We start from the raw sequence: 18,867 nt of genomic DNA on the forward strand, positions 1-18,867 counted from the left end.
GCCGCTGTACCTCCATTGTGTGGGCTGTTGTCTCAATGGTGGACGGGCGACCTGGTGCGGAACTGGTTATCCGCTGTGAACTTGCTGGGAGAGCATCTGAACGCTCGAAGTGGCCCGCACATAGACCTGTCCGCCGGCGTCGACGATGCGAGTTTCGATCAGCGCGAGCCTGCGCCCGGCACGAATCACGGAGGCCTCGGCGCGCAAGACCGGCCCGCCGATGTCGGGTGAGCGCAGGAAGTCGATCTTGTGGTCGAGGACGCGATAGTCCTGGTCGACGCTGGTCAGGGTCTGGGCAGACAGGCCAGTGATGGCGTCGACTGCCGAGATGAGGACACCGCCCTGAACGGCGCCCAACGGGTTGGCCATCCAGGCCACGGTTGCGAACTCACCGACGACGGAACCCGGGGTCACGTCGACGACAGCAAGATCGAGGAGACCGGCGAGTGGACCGCGTTCGAGTTTGCCGTCGCGGATTCCTTCGACGACGTCGGACCCGGACAACCCGCTCAGGTTGCTTGTCTTCTCCGGCGTCGGGACGGGCAGCGGCTCGCCCTCTACGTAGTCGTCGATTCCCACGACGGGGGGACGCGAGACCACCATGGCGCGACCGGCCATCACTGCCAGAAGGGTGCCGTTCTCGTCGCGAAGTTGCCCGGATGCGAGTCCGACGCCGTCGTCGAGATGCACGAGTGTTCCGGTGGCACCGACGTCCGCGATGTCGGGGATGTCGGCGCCCGCACTGACCGTGACCTGCGCGAGCACGGACTGATGGCCCGAGGTCAGTCCCGAGTACACCGCGCCACCCATGGCACCGTCGATCATGACTCCGATGGAACCGAGCACGGTCTTGCCACGGTGATCGTGGAATCGCTCGCCGACGGCCTGCGCGAAGGCCAGGTCCCCGGGCTCGACCGAAACGGCGCGCACACCCATCAATGTGTTGAGTGGGTCAAGCTTCTTGACGGGCGCGGCGGAGTTGTCGATGCTCATCTGTCGAGTATCTCCAGCGCGCCGAGTCCTGCCGAGACCGGGTCTCAACCACCGATACGTGAATGCATCTCCCAGACGAGGACTTCGGCCCCGGCGTCGGAGGTCAGCTGCTGGCCACCCGAATCGCTCAACCGGACAGCATCGCCTTCGTACAGTGTGCCGACGCCCTCCATCTCGGCAGTGCCCTGCGCGACGAAGACGTGCAGGAACCGTGCGCCCGGAAGATTCACGGAGGTGCCCGGCAGAATGCGTGCGACATGCATGGCGGCGTTCTTGTTGTTGATGCGAATCGCCGAATGATCCTTGTAGCGCTCCATCCCGGAGGCAACCGGGATCAGACCGCCGCGCAGCAACTCGTCGTCGATCTCGAGCTGTTCGTAACCGGGGGTCAGTCCACCTTCGTCCGGTACCACCCACATCTGGATGAAATGCACGGGGTCGGAATGCTGTTCGCCGCCGATACGCCACGAATCGTTCTTCTCACTGTGCATGATTCCGGTACCGGCGCTCATGCGCTGGGCGAGTCCCGGATAGATGACGCCGGTGTGGCCGATGGAATCCTGGTGCACGAGCGAACCGCGAAGCACCCAGGTCACGATTTCCATGTCCTTGTGCGGATGGGTGTCGAAACCGGTTCCCGCCAGTACGGTGTCGTCGTTGTTGACGAGCAGCAATCCGTGATGAGTGTTGTCCGGATCGTAGTGCTGTCCGAACGAGAACGAATGTTTCGAATCCAGCCAGGAGACGCGGGATTTCAAGCGATCGCCGGAGCGGTGCACATCGATGTGCGGTGTCGTCCGTGGGGCCTGTGCTCGACCAGATGCCATGGCTCCTCCTTCTGTACCACCGGGATCCACCACAATCGGGATCCGCCACTACCGGCATCCACCCTACGACGAACCTGCTGTGTAGTCCGAACATTGGGCGTACTCGGTGGTGTCGTCAGTTCGTCGACGCGTGCATCTCCCACACGAGTATCTCCGCATCGCCGATTCCCTCGACTCGTTGACCGCCAGTATCCTTGAGTCGCAACGAATCTCCCGGACCGAGCAATCCGACTCCCTCGACGTCGACAGTGCCACCGGCGATGAAGCCGTGCACGTACGGCGCATCCGGGAGAGATACCGACCCACCGGTCTCGAGGCGAGCAACATGCAGTGCCGCATGTTTGTTGTGCAAGCTGATCGCGCTGTGATCGCGATGCGCGGGCATCCCCGACGCGAGGGTGATCAGGCCACCGCCGTCGAGTTCGGAGTTGATGTCGAGTTCCTGATAGCTCGGAGTCACTCCGGATTCGTCCGGGGGTATCCACATCTGGACGAGGTGAACGGGCTCGGTGACACGTGAGCCGTCGGCCCGGAAGCGATCGTTGCGCTCGGAGTGCAGGATTCCGGTACCGGCGCTCATTCTCTGCGCGAGTCCGCGATGGATGACTCCGGAGTGCCCAGCGGAATCCTGGTGAACCAGAGATCCGCTGAGCACCCACGTCACGATCTCGGTGTCGCGGTGCTGATGAGTGTCGAAACCGTAGTCGGCTTCGATGATGTCGTCGTTGTTCACCAACAGAAGTCCGTGCGCGTACGCGGCGTGATCGAAGTTTCCGGCGAAGGGGAAACTGTGACGCGCCGTGAGCCAGCCGTAGTTGAGATGCGCACGTTCGTCAGCTCGCTGGACGACTACCGACGACATGTCAGCTCAGCGTCTCGTGTGCCGCCGGGATGGATCCCAGGCGTCCGGCCTGGAAGTCCTCGAAGGCCTGCATGACCTCGGACTTGGTGTTCATGACGAACGGCCCGGCCATCGCGATGGGCTCACGAATCGGTTTGCCGCCGAGGACGAATACCTCGAGAGATTCGGTCCGTGAATCCTGGCGATCGGAAGCGGCGACGGTGATGGAGTCACCGCGTCCGAAGACAGCTGTCTGTCCGACACGAATGGGCCGACGCTCGGCCCCGACCGTGCCTTCGCCGGCGAGGACGTAGACGATCGCGTTGAACTCGGGGTTCCACGGAAGCGTCAGGCTCGCACCCGGGGCCACAGTCGTGTGGGAGAGCGCGATCGGTGTGTACGTCGAACCAGGTCCGGCGTGGCCGGCGATGTCTCCGGCGATGACGCGTACCAAGGCTCCGCCGTCCGGCGAGGAAAGCAGGGCCACCTTGTTACCGGTGATGTCCTGGTACCGCGGAGATGCCATCTTGTTGTCGCGAGGCAGGTTGACCCACAGTTGGACGCCGTGGAAAAGGCCGCCGCTGAGGACGAGGTGCTCCGGCGGAGTTTCGATGTGGAGGATGCCGCCACCCGCGGTCATCCACTGGGTGTCGCCGCCGCCGATAATGCCACCGCCACCGTTGGAGTCCTGGTGCTCCATGATGCCGTCGATCATGTAGGTCACGGTTTCGAAGCCGCGGTGCGGGTGCCACGGTGTGCCTTTGGGTTCTCCGGGTGCGTAGTTGACCTCGCCCATCTGGTCCATGTGTATGAAGGGATCGAGGGCGGAGAGGTCGATGCCGGCGAAGGCGCGGTGAACGGGAAAGCCTTCACCTTCGTATCCGACCGGTGCGGTGGTGATGCTCTTGACGGGGCGGTCGACTGCTGACTCTGCCGGCTCGTCGAGACGGGGCAGGGCCAAGATGTTCTCGACTGTCACAGCAGGCATGTCGTACTCCTTGTATCCGTGAAGCTGATGTCAGGTAGTTGATTGTTCAACTATCTCATTCGGAGTCAACAAAGTCGAGCCCCGGGTATTCCCGGGGCTCGACTGGTGTTCGGATCAGCGCAACATGCTGCCGAGGGTTTTTGCCGCTGCCATGACCTCGGCGCCCAGCGCTGCTTGGTCCTCGGAGTCGAAGACCGAAATTCCGAGGCTGGAGATGGCGTCGCGGCGTCGGCCGGGGATCACCGCCGAGATTCCCAGGACGGACGGGATGACCTCGCCGACGGTCACTGCGTAGCCGCGTGCGCGTGCCGCCGTCACTTCCTCTCGTTCCCCGCTCGTCGGCGGGAGTGAGGCAAGGATGGAAAGCCCGGCGGAGCCGCGGTCGATCGGATCGACCTGCCCTGGATGAAACGCGACGTGAACCTTGGCGCTGCGCGGTTCGACCACCATCAGCGCGCGCACTTCGGTATCGCTCTCGCGGACCACCAGGTGCGCTGTCGCCTCGGTGGCCTCGGCAAGTTCTTGAAGTATCGGGCGAGCGAGAGTGCGCAAATCCTGTTCCACCGGTTCGGCAAGGGTGACCAGGCCGGCGCCGAGAGTGACGCGCTTGAAGGAGTCCTTGCGGCACAGGTGATGAGCCTCGAGCGTGCGGATCAACCGATGTGCGACGGTTCGGTGGACTCCCACTCCGTCGGCGATGTCGGTGACCGACAAGCCGTGCGGATAGGACGTCAGGAGTTCCAGGATCTCGAGTCCGTGGTGCAGCGTTTTCGACATGCTGGAGTCCACTTGAACTGCACTTTTGCGCGGTCGGTGTTCCTCGCTCAGCTCTGACATCAAATCCCTTTCTTGACGTTTGTGAGGTATGCCACCTACGCTTTGAACATATCGCACAGTGTGTGCGATTATCGCACACTTTACGAAGCTGCACAACCTTCGGGTGGATGCAGCGCAGCGTGTTCGGAGAGAACCTTCATGAGCAACTACAGCGTCGTGGCAACGGAGGACGTTGCCGCAATCCACCAGCTGTACGGCCACCAGAGTCATTGCATAGACTCTGGGCGCCAGCAGGATTGGGCGCAGACATTCACCGATGGCGGTGAGTTTCATTCCCCCAGTTATCCGGAACCCGTGGTCGGTTTCGACGACCTTGCGGCTTTTGCTGCTCGCTTCTTCGCGGCGGCGGAAGCTGCCGACGAGGTGCATCGCCACGTTCTGACCAATCTCGTCGTCGAGGCGGTGGACGAGAGTGCTCTCACAGTGCACGGGTACCTGCAGATCGTTGCCACCGCTCGCGGCGGAGACTCGCGACTGGTGCGGATGACAACTGTCACAGATCACGTGGTTCGGGTCGGTGAGGAGTTGAAGATCGCCCGCCGCACCGTTTCCCGCGACGACGCGCCCCGAGCGTCCGAACAAGCTTGAAGTACCGAAATGTTTCTTGCACAACAATATTCAGTAGGAGAAGTACATCATGACCGAAAGCTCTGACCAGACGAACCCGGGCCGTACCGTTGTGACGCAGATGTCGGCGGTGTACCCGGAGTTGGCAGGCAAGGTCGCAGTGGTGACCGGCGCGGCTCAGGGTATGGGTGCGACGTTCGTCGAAGGACTGGCAACGCGCGGCGTACATGTCGTCGGCGCCGACATCAACGAAGAGCAGATGCTCGCCACGGCCGCACGAATCAACACGGACCTCGAATCGAATGCACTGGCGGACAAGCCGGGTCGCGTCGTCGGAGCTCGGGTCGACGTCACCAAGCCCGACGAGCATGAATTGCTTGCGCAGTTGGCGTTGAAGGAGTTCGGCCGGGTTGATTTCTGGATCAACAATGCGGGTATCTTCCCGTTTGCGCTGGCCGAGGAGATCACCCCGGAGCAGATCGGCGCAACGCTGAGTGTCAATGTCGAGGGAGTGCTCTACGGTGCTCAGGCGGCGGCACGTCACCTCGGTCCCGGCGGCGCCATCGTCAACATGTCTTCGGTGTCTGCGCTGCGTGTGCGGAAGGGGAGGGGCGCATACTGCACGTCGAAAGCTGCCGTTGCGCACCTCACGGAGTCTCTCGCAGTGGAGTTCGGCGACAAGGGTATTCGGGTCAACTCCATTGCACCCGGCTACATCGACACGGCGATGACGAAGTGGGTCCAGGAAGATCCGATCGCGCTCGCGAACGCACTCGACTCGGTACCGCTGCATCGTCTGGGCTCGCCCGAAGAGGTCTTCGGCCCGCTGCTGTTCCTGCTCTCGGACAGCGCGCGTTACGTCACCGGGCACAGCATTGCGGTGGACGGTGGTTCGCGGCATGTCTGAGTCCACGACATATCCCGGCGTCGTTCTCGTTACCGGCGGTGCTGCCGGGATGGGGGCGCATCACGCGCGCACTCTCGCCGCGCGCGGTTCGCATGTCTGCATTGCCGATGTTTCGGATTCATCCGGCGTGGTCGACGACATCGTCGCCGCAGACGGATCGGCATCCGCTCATATTCTCGACGTCACCGATGCCGAGGCCTGGGACCGGGTTGTCGACGAAATTCGGACCACCCGTGGGGAACTCGGCGGACTGGTCAACAATGCCGGTATCTCGCGTCGGCTCGAATTCATGGACACCCCGAACGACATCTGGGAGCTGACCATGAAGATCAACCTCTTCGGCCCGTTCTACGGTATGAAGGCGGTGGCGCCGCTGATGCGCGAGAGTGGTGGCGGATCGATCGTCAACATCTCGTCCATCGCCGGTCAGATCGGATACTTCTCTCCGGCTTACTCGTCGAGCAAGTGGGGTCTGACCGGTCTGTCGAAGTCGGCCGCAGGTAACTTCGCGCAGTGGGGGATTCGCGTCAACTCGGTGCACCCGGGACTGGTCGGTACGGCGCTGCTCGGCGGCGCGAACGACTTCGTCGCCGCGTCACTGAAGTCGGTTCCCTTCGGACGCATGGGAACTCTCGACGAGATCACCGAAGCAGTGCTGTTCCTGCTCTCGAACAGTTCGACCTACACCACCGGTACGGAACTCACTGTCGACGGCGGGTTGGTGTCGAACGGTCTTTACCACCGCATCATCGCGGAGACTGGAGAACTTTCATGACCGAACACTGGGACGTCGTTGTCATCGGTGGCGGCGGAGCAGGTCTCGCCGCTGCGGTGTCGGCAGCTGAAGAAGGCGCATCCGTTCTGCTGTTCGAATCCGAAACCGAACTCGGTGGATCCACCGCGCTGTCGGCCGGTATCTTCACGGCCGCCGGAACGAGCGTGCAGGCCGGCCTCGGAGTCGACGACTCGGCAGAGAAGTTCTTCCAGCACTACATGGACCTCAACCAGTGGATGCTCTCACCCGGATTGATTCGTGCATTCTGCGAAAACGCCGGTCCGACACTGGAATGGCTCATCGGACTCGGCGTCGAGATTCCCGCGGCGATCTCAGGTAACGCTCACCAGCCGGGACTCGCCCAAGCCGGCGTCGAGGACGTCTGGCGCGGCCACGTGCCCAAGGATCAGGGATACGGACTGATTCAGGTGCTGGACAAGGCTCGTCGTAAGCACGGGATCGAGGTCATCTTCGGAACACGGGTGCAGAAGCTGATCGAGGAAGACGGTCGGGTTGTCGGTGTTGTCGCCGACGACATCGAGGTGCCTGCGGGCGCCGTCGTTGTTGCCTCCGGTGGATTCGCGCAAGATCCGGGTTTGGTGGAACGCCACTTCCCGGACGCGAACAAGGCCGGAGAGGCCTTGTTCGTCGTCGCAGCCGAGGGGAGCCGCGGAGACCATCTTCGTTTTGCCGAAGACCTCGGTGCTTCCCTGGCGGGCGACGGCTGGGGTCTGATGCTGCCCACCGTCTACTTCCAGCGATTCCACCACTGGCAGGCCGGCTTTCCGCCGAAGTCGCGGATCTACGTCAACCAGGACGGCCGTCGTTTCATGGACGAGGACAGCTCGTACGCGGTCTCGACCGGCATCATCGACCATCAGGGTGGATACGGTTGGATGATCTTCGACGAGAACGCTCGCGTGAATCTGGCTCCAGGATATGCGGATTGGAATCCCGAACGCATCGAGGAAGAAGTTGCCGCCGGTGGCACGATTCGTGCGGACACGATCGAAGACCTCGCAGTGGCTACGGGTGTTCCGGTTGCGACGTTGGCGCAAACCCTGCGTCGATGGAACGACCAACTGCCCAGCGGTCACGACGACGACTTCCTCCGCCATCGCACGTTGCGGAACAAGGGTGCCGTCGGCAATCCGGATCCTATTGCGACAGCTCCGTTCTATGCCGCGAAAATCCTTCCGGCAGAGCTCGTCTGTACGCATGCGGGAATGGAGATCAACACCGATGCGGCCGTGCTCGGCAGCACCGGAGTACCTATCGAGGGTCTGTACGCCGCAGGTGAGGCCGGCGCCGGAATCCTCGGACTGAGATACGTGGGCGGCGGCAATGCGGTTGCCAACGCTTTGACCATGGGCCGCGTAGCGGGACGTAATGCGGCGAATTACACCAGGACCAGCGCTGAGAGCGCACCGGTCCATTCCATCGCGCACTCCTGACGTCCGACGTCTGCGCGGCACCGAATCCAGTCAGTATCCAATCCAGGCAGGGAACAACATGTCAGAGAATGAGACCATGGCGAGAGCCGAATCCACCGAGGGCAGCAGCGTGGCAACCGAACGACAGTCGACGACGAAGGTAATTCGCGCGGCCATCGTCGGTACAGTCGTCGAGTACTACGACTTCGGTATCTACGGATACATGGCCACGACGATCGCCGCGCTGTTCTTCGTTTCCCATGACCCGAACGCAGCACTGCTCGGTACCTTTGCAGCATTCGCCGTGGCCTTCTTCCTACGCGTGCCCGGCGGCATCTTCTTCGGCCACATCGGCGACAAGTACGGCCGCAAGAACGCGCTGTCCTGGACCATCCTCCTGATGGTTCTCGCGACAGCCGGAATGGGCCTGCTGCCGACTTACGCCACGTTGGGTGTGTGGGCGACGTCCATCCTGGTTCTGGCTCGTTGCCTGCAGGGCTTCGCGGCCGGCGGTGAACTCGGCGGCGCCAACGCGTTCGTCTCCGAGTCCGCTCCCAAACGGTGGCGTGCGACGCAGACCTCGATGGTCAATACCGGCACCTACCTGGGTTCGCTGGCAGCTTCGCTCATGGCCCTCGGCCTGACGTCGGTGTTCTCGCAAGAGCAGATCCTCGAATGGGCTTGGCGTATCCCGTTCCTGCTCAGCCTGCTGATCGGTGGCATCGGTATCTGGATCCGCAGCCAGATGGAAGACACTCCTCAGTTCGAAGAACTGCAGGACAAGGGTGAGACCAAGAAGCTTCCCATCCGTGAGTTGCTCAGCACCTCCGGTGGCAGCGTCGTCAAGATCATCCTGCTGGGCGCACTCATCACCGGCGGTTACTACATCGCCTCGGTGTATGCCGCGACGTACCTGCAGACCACCGGCGGTCATTCGTCGCGCGTTGCTTTCCTTTCCACCTCTCTTGCACTGGTTCTCGGCGTCATCACGTTGCCGATCTCGGGATACATGGCAGACAAGTACGGGCGTCGGCCGGTGCTGTTCGCCGGTAGTGCCGCCGCAGTGGTTCTCGGAATCCCGATGTTCATGATGATGGCCGGTTCTGGCATCTGGCAGGCGGTTGTCGGTCAGTCAGTGCTCTTCATCTGCGTTTCCGTTGTCAACGGTGCTTCGTACGTGACCTATGTCGAAATGCTGAAAGCATCTGTGCGGTACAGCGGTCTGGCATTGGGTAACAACGTCACCAACATGTTCCTCGGTGGCACCGCGCCTTTCATCGCCACCTATCTCATCAGCCTGACCGGTAACTCTCTCGCTCCGGCTGGATACTTCGTCTTCTGTGCGGTGATCACCCTCGTCACGGTCTTCTTCATCAAGGAGACCAAGGGTGTTGAACTGCAGGTTGATTGATCATCGGGTAGAACAGGAGCCTGACCGTGTCCCTCGCTGACAAGCAAGAAATCACCGAAGTTCTGTATCGCTACGCTCGGGCCGTCGATCGGAAGGATTTCGACAGCGTGGCCCTCTGCTACTTCGACGACGCGATAGACAACCACGGTGGTTACATCGGAACCGTCGACGGGCTGATCGAAGACATGAAGCTCAGACACAAGACGATCGACTCGTCGATTCACTGCATTTCCAACATACTGATCGACGTCAACGGCGATGTCGCTCAGTGCGAGTCGTACTGTTTGTGCTTTCTGCGGCAAGAGCGTTCCGGTACGGATACGGTGCAGACGCTTGCGACGATCAAATGCCGTTACGTCGACAGGTTCGAAAGGCGCCACGGTGAATGGCGAATCGCCGATCGGATTGTCGTGTTCGACGAATCCCGTGAAGACGTGATCGAGAACATCCTGTCCACGGACTGGGTGACGCAACGTCGATCCTTCGACGATCCGGTGTACACCAGGACGCCTTGACCAGTAGTGCAGACGAAGGCCTTCACACACATCGTGTGTGAAGGCCTTTCGCCTGTTCACTTCTCGTGTCAGCCCACTGCGCCTGGTGCGGCGACCTCGGTCAAACGGCCGTCCGAGAGCCTGAGCCAGCGTTCGACCTTGACCTCGGCCAGGAATCTCTCGTCGTGGCTGACCACCACGAACGCCCCCTGATATGCATTCAGGGCACTTTCGAGTTGAGCAACGCTCACCAAGTCGAGGTTGTTGGTCGGCTCGTCGAGAAGAAGCAGCTGCGGGGCCGGATCGGCGAAGAGAACGCACGCCAATGTAGCCCGCAGTCGTTCACCGCCCGAGAGTGCAGCGACGGGAAGATGAGCACCCGCACCCCGAAAGAGGAAGCGCGCCAGGATGTTCATGCGTTCCGGTGCCGGTAGGCCTGGAGCAGACAAGGCAAAGTTCTCTGCGACGGTGCGTGCGGGGTCGAGTAGGTCGAGCCTCTGCGACAGGTATGCCACTCGACCGTCGGCTCGCGTGATCTCACCGGAAGTCGGCGCCACATCCCCGTTGACGATGCGTAGCAACGTCGACTTTCCGACGCCGTTCGGCCCGGTCAACGCGATACGCTCCGGTCCTCGAATGGCCAGGTCGATTCCGGAGTCGGCGAAGATCGCATGATCACCGAACGCGAATTGCATTCGCTCACCGAGGAACACCGTCCGGCCGGCGGGTACATGTGTGCCAGGCAATTCGAGTGAAATCGTCTGGTCGTCTCGAAGAGCGCGGCCCGCTTTGTCGAGTCGGTCCTTCGCCGCGTCGACCCGGGCGAGGTGTGTCTCGTTGGCCTTGCCTGCCGACTCCTGAGCATTGCGCTTCATGGTCCCCGCAAAGATCTTGGGCAAGCCCGCGTTCCCGAGATTGCGGGCAGCGTTACTTGCGCGTCGCGAAGCACGTTCTCGGGCCTGCTGCAGTTCGCGCTTCTCGCGCTTGACCTCTTGCTCGGCGTTGCGGATGTTCTTCTCCGCCACTTCGCGAGCCGAGCGTGCCGCGGCTTCGTAGTCGGTGAAATTGCCACCGTAGAAGCTGATCTCGCCGCTGTGAAGTTCGGCGATGCGGTCCATGCGGTCGAGTAGTCCTCGATCGTGACTGACCACCAACAGACAACCACTCCAGTCGTCGAGAACGTCGTAAAGCCTGCGGCGCGCGTCCAGGTCGAGGTTGTTGGTGGGTTCGTCGAGGAGAAGGACATCGGGGCGTCGCAGGAGTTGCGCCGCCAGTCCGAGCGAGACGACCTGCCCGCCGCTCAGAGTGTCGAGGCGACGATCGAACGTCATGTCGGCCAAACCGAGTCGACCGAGTTGGGCTCGCGTTCGTTCCTCGATATCCCAGTCGGACCCGATTGTCGTGAAGTGTTCTTCTCGTGTGTCCCCGGATTCGACTGCGTCCAACGCAGCGAGCGTCGGGGCGATGCCCAAGACCTCGGCAATGGTCAGATCGCCCGTCAGTGGCAGGTCCTGCGGAAGGTATCCGAGAACGCCGTCGACGGACACACTGCCGGCGCGCGGCCGCAACTGGCCGGCGATCAATCTGAGCAGAGTGCTTTTCCCGACGCCGTTCTGGGCCACCAGCCCGGTTCGGCCGCCGGGCACGGTGAATGACAATTCGTCGAAGACCGGAGTGTCGTCCGGCCAGGCAAAAGACAGATTCGAGCAAACGATGTAGGTATCGGACATGAATAGACCTCAGGTGTTGTGCGGGCGCGGCAACGCTGCTCCGCGAAGAGTCGGGTAAGTGAACGACAACATGGCCACGACGGCAGCGCTCCGAGGCGTCTGCCGGTGGCCGTCATGCCCGGTTTTATCCGGAGATGTCGAGTTCACCAACCATGTCTGATCCTTTTTGGTCTGTGTTGTTTCATCCGACGATAACAGGAGCCGGTATCTACATACGAGCAATACCGGCGCAGAGAAGTTCGACCAGTCGTCGATACACCCGATCCGGGTCGGTGCCGGCCGGTTGTCCCTCTACCGATTCGAGGATGCAGAAGCCGTGCAGCGCACTGCGAAGAGACCACGCCGCCTGCTCCGAATCATCCGGGCTCAGACCGTATCCCGCGATCACCTTGTTGATGACGTCGACCACCTCGCCGACGGCGGAGACCAGATCGGGATGCGGAGCAGTGGGGTAGCGGTCGGTGATGGCGTAGAGCCCGGGGTGTACTCGGACGAACGCACGCCATGCGTCCGCGAGCGCCATGACGGCGTCGTCGCGCGAGAGACCGACCGCGGCGGCACGCAGTTGTTCGGCGAGAAGGCTGCGTGCGAGGAGGCTGAGTTGATGGTGGACGTCGTCGACCCCGTCGACGTGTTTGTACAGCGCTGACTGCCGGACGTCGAGGGTCTCGGCGAGTTGACTCAGTACCAGAGCGTCGGCGCCTTTGCTGTCGACCAGATCGGCTGCGGCAGCGATCACGCGTTCACGGGTAACCGGAGTTCTCATGCACGCATCTTCCCTGTATGACAGGCTTCGCGTCGGTGATACATTATCACCATGAGTGATGAAGTATCGCCACGCGAGCTGTCCGGCGATCAACTACGCCGTCGTGACCTGCGCGTAGTCGTCACCGGTGCATGCATCCTCGGGTTGACCTCGGTGCTCTACGAACTCTCAGGAGTGTCTCCGTCGACGGGTGCATTCTTTCGGTGTCTCTATGCGCTCATCCCTCTCGGCATGCTCGTGCTCGTTCAGCGTCGTCGGTCACCCCGGCCTTCGGTCTCGGCGCCCTGGATCGTGAAGTCTCTACTTGCCGGCGCGTTCCTCGGAATCGATCTGGTGCTCTGGCACGAGTCGATTCATTCGATCGGGGCAGGTCTTTCGACTGTGATCCTGAATTTGCAGGTGCTGTTCGTCGCAATCCTCGGCTACGTTGTCCTGCGCCAACGGATCGGCCGGGAACTGGTCGCCAGCCTTCCGTTGCTCTTTGTCGGAGTTGCTCTGGTAGCCGGGACGAGCACAACGCTCACCGGGTCGAATCCTGCTGTCGGAGTGTCGTTTGCCGTGATCGCCGCAGGCGCGTACGCGGTCTACATCTTCCTCATGGGTCTGGCTACTCGGGCGGCGGGCAGAACGGCGTTGCCGATGTTCGTCTCGACGGGAGCCACTGCCCTCACGGCAGGTGCATACGGCCTCGTGAGTGGAACTTTGGATCTGACCCCTTCGCTCGTAGCTCAAGGCTGGCTTGTGCTGCTCGCGTTGGTATCTCAGGTGATCGGGTGGCTGCTGGTAGCCAGCGCCAGTCAGCGTCTGCCTGCCAGTGCAGTCGCCGCCAGCCTCGTGTTGCAATCGGCGTCAGCACTGTTGTTCGGCGCGGTGATGCTTGCGCAGACCCCAACTCTCGTCCAACTTGCAGGTGCCGGAATGATTTTGGCCGGAGTGGTTGTGGCGACGCGGATACCCGCGAAGAAATCCTCGACGACTGTTGTCGGAAAACGAATGGAGACAAGCGTATGACCATGGCGGCTGACCACATCTACATCAACGGCGAAATCAGGGCCATGGACGGTGCGGTCGGCGACAACGCGACCGCTGTGGCAGTCAAGGACGGCAGATTTGTCGCCCTCGGAACTGACGCCGAGATCTCGGCGCTGACCGATTCCGAAACCTCCGTTGTCGATCTCGCCGGAGCGGTGGTTGTTCCGGGGTTCATCGAGACGCACCTTCATCCGATGATGTGGGGTTTGATGCTCAGTGGGGTCGACGCAACGACGAATACGTGCCCGACCATCGAGAAGTTGATCACGGCGTTGGCCGCGCGGGCCGCGATCACACCAGTTGGCGAGCCCATCGAAGCGTGGGGCTTCGACGACAGCCTCGTGGCGGAAGATCGAGGCCTGACCGTAGCTGATCTGGACAAAGCCTCCACCGATCATCCGATTCTGGTGCGGCACTTGTCTGCTCACGGGATCTATGTCAACTCGGTCGCACTGGAGAAGGCCGGAATCGATGCCACCACGGTCGATCCGGAAGGTGGTGTCATCGTTCGGGACAGCGACGGTGTACCCACCGGTGAACTGTGCGAGGTTCCGGCAATGTCTCTGGTGCACGGACTTGTTCCGGATATGAACCCGAACGCGTCCAAGATCGCGATGCTGCGCGCGCAGGAAGTCATGGCGTCGGTGGGCGTGACGAGTTTCCACGACATGTACGTCACGGCCGAGATGTACGAGGCGTACCGGCAACTCGACGCCGATGGTGACTTGAGGCTGCGTGCGCGCCTCTATCTCGGCCACGGGGTGCACGATCAGTTGGGTGAACTCGCCGATCCGACCGAGCGAGTTCGTGTGGGCGGCGTCAAACTCATTTCGGACGGGTCGATTCAGTTGCACACCGCTGCGCTGACCGCGCCGTACCACGATCTGGGCGGATGCCACTGCGGCGGAATGGCAATCCCGGCAGGCGCGCTCGGGGCACTCGTCGAGGAACATCACGCTGTCGGCCGACAGGTTGCGATTCATACCAACGGTGATCAGGCCATCGATTTTGCATTGGACGCAATTGCAGCGGCACGGACGGCGCACCCGGACATCGAAGTTTCGCATCGACTCGAGCACGTTCAGACGTTGCGGGAAGATCAGATCGCGCGGATGGTCGAACTCGGGGTGGTGGCGTCGATCTTCGTGAACCACGTCTACTACTGGGGTGACCGGCACCGCGATCGTTTTCTCGGACCGGGTCGCGGCGAGCGTATCAGCCCCGTGGCGTCGGTCGTGGCGGCGGGGCTTGCCTACGCGCTGCATTGCGACTGCCCTGTCACTCCAGTGAACCCGCTCTTCACGATGAACACCGCCGTACATCGTGTGACGCGAGAAGGTCGCGTTCTGGGTGCGGAGCAACGGGTTTCCGCGTCCGAGGCGCTGGCCGGCTACACAAGCGCAGCCGCTCGTCTCACCGGTGAGTCATCGGACAAAGGTCGGATAGCGGTGGGACTTTTGGCGGATTTTGTTGTGCTCGACGGAGATCCGCTGCGCAGCGATTCGACAGACTTGAATGAACTGTCGGTCCTGCGCACGGTTGTCGGAGGTGAGACCGTCTTCGGGGCGTAGATGCTCGTCGTTTTACCTTGGGATTGGGTGCCGGTAGTCAAATCCTTACCGGCTTCGCAACTGTAGATGCACGTGGGCCGGGGAGCGAATTTGCTTCCCGGCCCACAGCTTTGGATGCAGAACGGGCAGTCGCGATTCGATGGTCGGACAAAGTTATTGGTGGAGTGCTGGTTTCGGAGCGCGCGAGAGTTTGTCCTGGCCGGCCGATCCGGCGGGGCGCAGCGATCGATGGCGCCCGTGTCCGTGGCGCTAGTGGACGAAATGCGGGGGTCTCGAAACGGCTCGATCCTTCTGTTTGCTCGAGGGTCGCTGTTCTCGGCGAGTTCGTTCGTGGATTCCCGGACATACCAAGAGTATCTAGAACTTGTTCTTGTTTGGATCGGAATGAATCGCCCGTTCGATCGCAGAACACTTTTTGGTAAATAGTTGTGATGCACAGCTAACTATTTCTAACGGTACTGGTCAGGGTGCAGAATTAGCCCTTGAGGGATGTCGAAATTCCTTCTGAACGTTTGACCAGTAAAACCGCCACAAAAGCTGATACGTGTGATAAAAATTGATCCGAAGCGGAGCGGTTGCTATGTATGAGCGAGGGCATGCACAGCGTCACGGTTCGGCTCGCAAGCTTTCTGCAACATGTTTGGCACCGATGGCGGATGTACCTCGTTCCGCCATCTCTTCACCCAATGCCCGGCAACGGGACAGACGAAATGAGTCTTCACATGCCTCGATTTTTCCCGGTCGGGGACGGACGAGAATCCCGTCTCCCCCGGCGCGCCACTGCTGTGTTGGCGGCTCTGCCGGCTGCACTGCTCCTCGCGACCTCGGGTGCGCTGCTTGCACCTGGTAGCGCCGCGGCCGCCCCGGGCGACGACATCACCGACCAGTGCCTGGAGATGTCCCAGAACGGTGGACCCTGGGTGAAGCCGGCGGCCTTCGATCCCAGTGGAACCGACTACATCCCGATCCCCGGTGACGAGGGCACGCAGTTGGCCTTCAATGTTCGTAATGTCTGCGACCTTCCTGCCACGCTCACTCTTTTCAGTGAGAGCTGGTCCGTCTCGGGCGGCGGCACTGCGACAGTGCGGGGCAAGCTCGACGGTCAGGTCGGCCAGCAGTTCGTGATCGGGCCGAATGCGAATTCGTCGACGCGGATCGAGCTGGTGAAAACGCCTCTCGCACAGAACGCCAACGTGATGGCTGGTTTCATGATCGGCATCCCTGCCGGCGAAGTTTTGCAGGGATACGAGATCAACCCCGGCTGGGGTCTCGTCCTGGTGGAGGGCGAGCCCGTCGTTGTTGCTCCCAGTGCGCCGACCGGTTTGACTCTGGGTTCGGCCGAAGTAGAGGCGGGCACACCCGTCAAGGTCTCCGGCAAGGCAGAGCCGAACAGTACCGTCACCGTGACCGGAGGCGGCGCCACCTGCACCGCCACCGCGGATACGAGTGGGAACTTCAGCTGCAACCTGACGATCACCACGCCCGGCAGTCATCCGATCACCGCCACTGCGACAAATGAGGGTGGGACCAGCCCGGCCTCTACCGCGGTGACGGTGAAGGTCACGGCGAAAACCACCGATCCAGGTGGCAGCAGTAGCGGTTCGCTCGGAAGTAGCACCGGTTCGCTCGGAAGTCTCGACCTGTTCGGCAGCCTCGGCGGATAACCACTCCGGCCCAACCGGCCACTTAGACCTCGCGATGCGCGGGGCGATCTCGACCATCTCCGCGCATCGCCAACCTTCTCGGTCACCGAATTCAATTCGGCGGCTTCATTTCCCATGCCCCTTCCTGGGGCTGTTTCACCGGAGTGCACATCCGCACGGCCCGGGCTCAACCAAGCGCGTCGGATGTCCCGCCGCGAACTGCACAGGAGGAATACCAGATGAACAAGACCACAAAGGGTGCCATCGCCGCAGGTGCGGCTGCTGTTCTGCTCGCAGGTGGTGCCGGAACCATGGCTGCGTGGAACGCGTCGACCGGCGCTGGCGGAAGCCAGACCGTCAATGCCGGCTCGATGACGATCAGCGAAGCGGCCGGCTCCGGCGTATGGAAGCTCGGCGCGAACACGTTCAACCCGGCCAGCGACAAAATTGTCCCCGGTGACGTACTCACCTACACCGCCACGTACAACTACACCCTCGTCGGCACCAACCTGAAGGCGACGCTGACACCTACCGTCGGCGGAATCTCCGGGGCTCTCGCGAGCAAGCTGGAGGTCGCGACTGCCGGTGGTCAGAACGCGAGCGTCTCCGCGGGCACTGGCACGCGCGATATCACCACGACGATCACGTTCAAGCCGGACACCACCAACACGGACGGCGCTGGCCAGGCAGCCACGCTGTCGGGAGCCTCGGTCACCCTCGAGCAGACGCTCACCCCGTAGTTAATCCGTAACCAGAAGAAGGTCACGTGAAGACCCAATACAAATGGGCGATCGCAGCGTCGTCGGTTCTGCTCATCGGGTTCGTCTCGGTGCAGCAGACCGGCGCGCTGTGGCGCGATACCGCAGAATCGACCGGCGGCACTATCCAGGCAGGCATGCTCGATATCTCTGCCGGCGGTGAAGGGGTCAAGCAGTTCAACCTCGATGGGTTCAAGTTGGACAACAAGGGCCCGGGCGACAGCATTCAGATGCCTCTGCCGGTGATCAACTCCGGCAACGTGCAAATGAACTACGTGCTTTCCGATGTTGTACTCAACGGCGCGACCCCACCGCCGCTGAGCCTGCGCGTGGCCAAGGTAGCCAACGAGGCGGCCTGCACCGCCACTGGCGACGTGGGCACTGAGCTCTACAACGGTGCCATGGACGGCGCGGCCTTTTCCGAACAGCTGGTTCCGGCCGGGCAGATGCAGGTGTTGTGCCTGCGGGCCACGTTGGGCCAGGGCGCGGCAGCGAGCCAGCAGTCCAACGCGACGTTCACTTTCGACGCAAGCTCAGTGAGCCAGTCATGACCGTCACCGCGAGAAGCCGGCGTGCAGGCGAACGTGCCGAGTATCGACCCCGGCACAGCGCACACGTGGAAACATCTGAGCGGCAACATGATCCCGAACAAGGCGGAGACGACAAGACCACCCTATGGTGGTGGACTCGCACCATCGTCTCGTGGGTACTGCTGCTGCTGATGGTCGGCATTCTCGCGGTGATGGTCGTTATCCCTCGACTCACCGGCTCCACCGCGTACACGGTTCTCACCGGTTCGATGGAACCGACCATGCCCCCTGGCACGCTCATCGTGGTCAAGCCGACCCCCAACGAGGATCTGACCACCGGGGAGGTGATCACGTTCCAGCCCGTCTCCGGCGATCCAGCGGTGGTCACCCACCGCATCGAAGGCATCTATTACACGGGGGAAGGGGAGCGTCGCATCCACACTCGCGGCGACAACAACCCCGTCGCCGACTCGTGGTCGCTGGTGCCCGAGCAGATCCGTGGTCGGGTCATCTACTCGGCGCCGTATCTGGGCCGGGTGAACTCGGTGATCAAAGGGCAATCGCGTTCGATTCTCACCACAGGCGTAGCTGCGGGCCTGGCTGTATATGCCGTGTGGATGGTCGTCAGTGGCATCCGCGACAAGCGGGGCAAGGCCGGTGACGACGAAAGTGGCACAGACCCGACTCTTTCCGGCCCTGAACTCGGCGCGCCGGTATTGCCCGCCGATCCATCGGCACCAACCTCCGAATCGAAATAGGACAGC

The 18,867-nt window shown here is 62.0% G+C and carries 19 protein-coding genes; 12 read left to right on the top strand and 7 right to left on the bottom strand.

Annotated elements, in window-relative coordinates:
- Nucleotides 1-66 precede the first annotated feature (66 nt).
- The 5 genes from ABH939_RS01925 to ABH939_RS01945 all read right to left on the bottom strand — a co-directional run bounded on the left by ABH939_RS01925 (nucleotide 67) and on the right by ABH939_RS01945 (nucleotide 4,486).
- Nucleotides 67-993: a PaaI family thioesterase gene (locus ABH939_RS01925; RefSeq protein ID WP_404649244.1), complete on the bottom strand. Its 927-nt coding sequence runs from the start codon at nucleotides 991-993 to the stop codon at nucleotides 67-69.
- Nucleotides 994-1,037: 44 nt separating this feature from the next.
- Complete coding sequence (locus tag ABH939_RS01930; protein ID WP_003940511.1) at nucleotides 1,038-1,820, bottom strand: pirin-like bicupin family protein; 783 nt, start codon at nucleotides 1,818-1,820, stop codon at nucleotides 1,038-1,040.
- A gap of 115 nt (nucleotides 1,821-1,935) precedes the next feature.
- Nucleotides 1,936-2,682 carry a pirin family protein gene (locus ABH939_RS01935; protein ID WP_003939960.1) on the bottom strand — a complete coding sequence of 249 codons (747 nt, stop codon included), beginning with the start codon at nucleotides 2,680-2,682 and terminating at the stop codon, nucleotides 1,936-1,938.
- A gap of 1 nt (nucleotide 2,683) precedes the next feature.
- Nucleotides 2,684-3,649, bottom strand: a complete 966-nt coding sequence (locus tag ABH939_RS01940; RefSeq protein ID WP_209447946.1) for a pirin family protein — start codon at nucleotides 3,647-3,649, stop codon at nucleotides 2,684-2,686.
- Between the two features lie 114 nt (nucleotides 3,650-3,763).
- A complete protein-coding gene (locus tag ABH939_RS01945) occupies nucleotides 3,764-4,486 on the bottom strand; it encodes an IclR family transcriptional regulator (RefSeq protein WP_003939719.1) in 723 nt (240 codons plus the stop codon).
- 138 nt (nucleotides 4,487-4,624) lie between these two features.
- On the opposite strand from ABH939_RS01945, the gene ABH939_RS01950 reads away from it, so the two are divergent.
- The 6 genes from ABH939_RS01950 to ABH939_RS01975 all read left to right on the top strand — a co-directional run bounded on the left by ABH939_RS01950 (nucleotide 4,625) and on the right by ABH939_RS01975 (nucleotide 10,094).
- On the top strand, nucleotides 4,625-5,074 hold the full coding sequence (locus ABH939_RS01950) for a nuclear transport factor 2 family protein (protein WP_404649245.1): 450 nt from the start codon (nucleotides 4,625-4,627) through the stop codon (nucleotides 5,072-5,074).
- Between the two features lie 49 nt (nucleotides 5,075-5,123).
- Entirely contained in the window at nucleotides 5,124-5,960 is an 837-nt protein-coding gene (locus ABH939_RS01955; protein WP_404649246.1) for an SDR family NAD(P)-dependent oxidoreductase, read from the top strand.
- Nucleotides 5,953-6,735 carry an SDR family NAD(P)-dependent oxidoreductase gene (locus ABH939_RS01960; RefSeq protein ID WP_404649247.1) on the top strand — a complete coding sequence of 261 codons (783 nt, stop codon included), beginning with the start codon at nucleotides 5,953-5,955 and terminating at the stop codon, nucleotides 6,733-6,735. Before ABH939_RS01955 ends, ABH939_RS01960 begins: the two co-directional genes overlap by 8 nt.
- A complete protein-coding gene (locus ABH939_RS01965) occupies nucleotides 6,732-8,189 on the top strand; it encodes an FAD-dependent oxidoreductase (RefSeq protein ID WP_003940616.1) in 1,458 nt (485 codons plus the stop codon). The genes ABH939_RS01960 and ABH939_RS01965 overlap by 4 nt, the downstream gene beginning before the upstream one ends.
- Before the next feature lie 76 nt (nucleotides 8,190-8,265).
- Complete coding sequence (locus ABH939_RS01970; RefSeq protein ID WP_007731424.1) at nucleotides 8,266-9,579, top strand: MFS transporter; 1,314 nt, start codon at nucleotides 8,266-8,268, stop codon at nucleotides 9,577-9,579.
- 26 nt (nucleotides 9,580-9,605) lie between these two features.
- Complete coding sequence (locus tag ABH939_RS01975) at nucleotides 9,606-10,094, top strand: nuclear transport factor 2 family protein (protein WP_030535188.1); 489 nt, start codon at nucleotides 9,606-9,608, stop codon at nucleotides 10,092-10,094.
- A 68-nt stretch (nucleotides 10,095-10,162) separates the two neighbouring features.
- Here the strand turns inward: ABH939_RS01975 and ABH939_RS01980 are convergent, their stop codons facing one another.
- Entirely contained in the window at nucleotides 10,163-11,803 is a 1,641-nt protein-coding gene (locus tag ABH939_RS01980) for an ABC-F family ATP-binding cassette domain-containing protein (protein ID WP_030535189.1), read from the bottom strand.
- Between the two features lie 208 nt (nucleotides 11,804-12,011).
- Nucleotides 12,012-12,569: a TetR/AcrR family transcriptional regulator gene (locus ABH939_RS01985; RefSeq protein WP_021332048.1), complete on the bottom strand. Its 558-nt coding sequence runs from the start codon at nucleotides 12,567-12,569 to the stop codon at nucleotides 12,012-12,014.
- Nucleotides 12,570-12,620: 51 nt separating this feature from the next.
- On the opposite strand from ABH939_RS01985, the gene ABH939_RS01990 reads away from it, so the two are divergent.
- The 6 genes from ABH939_RS01990 (at nucleotide 12,621) to ABH939_RS02015 (ending at nucleotide 18,861) form a co-directional block, all read left to right on the top strand.
- Complete coding sequence (locus ABH939_RS01990; protein WP_118606597.1) at nucleotides 12,621-13,580, top strand: DMT family transporter; 960 nt, start codon at nucleotides 12,621-12,623, stop codon at nucleotides 13,578-13,580.
- On the top strand, nucleotides 13,577-15,172 hold the full coding sequence (locus ABH939_RS01995) for an amidohydrolase (protein ID WP_404649248.1): 1,596 nt from the start codon (nucleotides 13,577-13,579) through the stop codon (nucleotides 15,170-15,172). The genes ABH939_RS01990 and ABH939_RS01995 overlap by 4 nt, the downstream gene beginning before the upstream one ends.
- A 722-nt stretch (nucleotides 15,173-15,894) precedes the next feature.
- Complete coding sequence (locus ABH939_RS02000) at nucleotides 15,895-16,836, top strand: Ig-like domain-containing protein (RefSeq protein WP_003939877.1); 942 nt, start codon at nucleotides 15,895-15,897, stop codon at nucleotides 16,834-16,836.
- A gap of 218 nt (nucleotides 16,837-17,054) precedes the next feature.
- The gene (locus ABH939_RS02005) at nucleotides 17,055-17,555 is read left to right on the top strand and encodes an alternate-type signal peptide domain-containing protein (RefSeq protein WP_003939763.1); all 501 of its coding nucleotides are present in this window, start codon (nucleotides 17,055-17,057) and stop codon (nucleotides 17,553-17,555) included.
- A gap of 26 nt (nucleotides 17,556-17,581) precedes the next feature.
- Nucleotides 17,582-18,124: a hypothetical protein gene (locus tag ABH939_RS02010; protein ID WP_019745195.1), complete on the top strand. Its 543-nt coding sequence runs from the start codon at nucleotides 17,582-17,584 to the stop codon at nucleotides 18,122-18,124.
- A 65-nt stretch (nucleotides 18,125-18,189) separates the two neighbouring features.
- Entirely contained in the window at nucleotides 18,190-18,861 is a 672-nt protein-coding gene (locus tag ABH939_RS02015; protein WP_404649249.1) for a signal peptidase I, read from the top strand.
- Nucleotides 18,862-18,867: the final 6 nt, after the last annotated feature.

Source organism: Rhodococcus sp. 27YEA6 (assembly GCF_044908235.1).
In the GTDB taxonomy this organism is placed as follows: Bacteria; Actinomycetota; Actinomycetes; order Mycobacteriales; family Mycobacteriaceae; genus Rhodococcus_F; species Rhodococcus_F qingshengii.

Excerpts from the sequence above, each read along its gene's own strand:
- ABH939_RS01925 (WP_404649244.1), bottom strand. The coding sequence starts at position 993 with ATGAGCATCGACAACTCCGCCGCGCCCGTCAAGAAGCTTGACCCACTC.
- ABH939_RS01930 (WP_003940511.1), bottom strand. The coding sequence starts at position 1,820 with ATGGCATCTGGTCGAGCACAGGCCCCACGGACGACACCGCACATCGAT.
- ABH939_RS01935 (WP_003939960.1), bottom strand. The coding sequence starts at position 2,682 with ATGTCGTCGGTAGTCGTCCAGCGAGCTGACGAACGTGCGCATCTCAAC.
- ABH939_RS01940 (WP_209447946.1), bottom strand. The coding sequence starts at position 3,649 with ATGCCTGCTGTGACAGTCGAGAACATCTTGGCCCTGCCCCGTCTCGAC.
- ABH939_RS01945 (WP_003939719.1), bottom strand. The coding sequence starts at position 4,486 with ATGTCAGAGCTGAGCGAGGAACACCGACCGCGCAAAAGTGCAGTTCAA.
- ABH939_RS01950 (WP_404649245.1), top strand. The coding sequence starts at position 4,625 with ATGAGCAACTACAGCGTCGTGGCAACGGAGGACGTTGCCGCAATCCAC.
- ABH939_RS01955 (WP_404649246.1), top strand. The coding sequence starts at position 5,124 with ATGACCGAAAGCTCTGACCAGACGAACCCGGGCCGTACCGTTGTGACG.
- ABH939_RS01960 (WP_404649247.1), top strand. The coding sequence starts at position 5,953 with ATGTCTGAGTCCACGACATATCCCGGCGTCGTTCTCGTTACCGGCGGT.
- ABH939_RS01965 (WP_003940616.1), top strand. The coding sequence starts at position 6,732 with ATGACCGAACACTGGGACGTCGTTGTCATCGGTGGCGGCGGAGCAGGT.
- ABH939_RS01970 (WP_007731424.1), top strand. The coding sequence starts at position 8,266 with ATGGCGAGAGCCGAATCCACCGAGGGCAGCAGCGTGGCAACCGAACGA.
- ABH939_RS01980 (WP_030535189.1), bottom strand. The coding sequence starts at position 11,803 with ATGTCCGATACCTACATCGTTTGCTCGAATCTGTCTTTTGCCTGGCCG.
- ABH939_RS01985 (WP_021332048.1), bottom strand. The coding sequence starts at position 12,569 with ATGAGAACTCCGGTTACCCGTGAACGCGTGATCGCTGCCGCAGCCGAT.
- ABH939_RS01990 (WP_118606597.1), top strand. The coding sequence starts at position 12,621 with ATGAGTGATGAAGTATCGCCACGCGAGCTGTCCGGCGATCAACTACGC.
- ABH939_RS01995 (WP_404649248.1), top strand. The coding sequence starts at position 13,577 with ATGACCATGGCGGCTGACCACATCTACATCAACGGCGAAATCAGGGCC.
- ABH939_RS02000 (WP_003939877.1), top strand. The coding sequence starts at position 15,895 with ATGCCTCGATTTTTCCCGGTCGGGGACGGACGAGAATCCCGTCTCCCC.
- ABH939_RS02005 (WP_003939763.1), top strand. The coding sequence starts at position 17,055 with ATGAACAAGACCACAAAGGGTGCCATCGCCGCAGGTGCGGCTGCTGTT.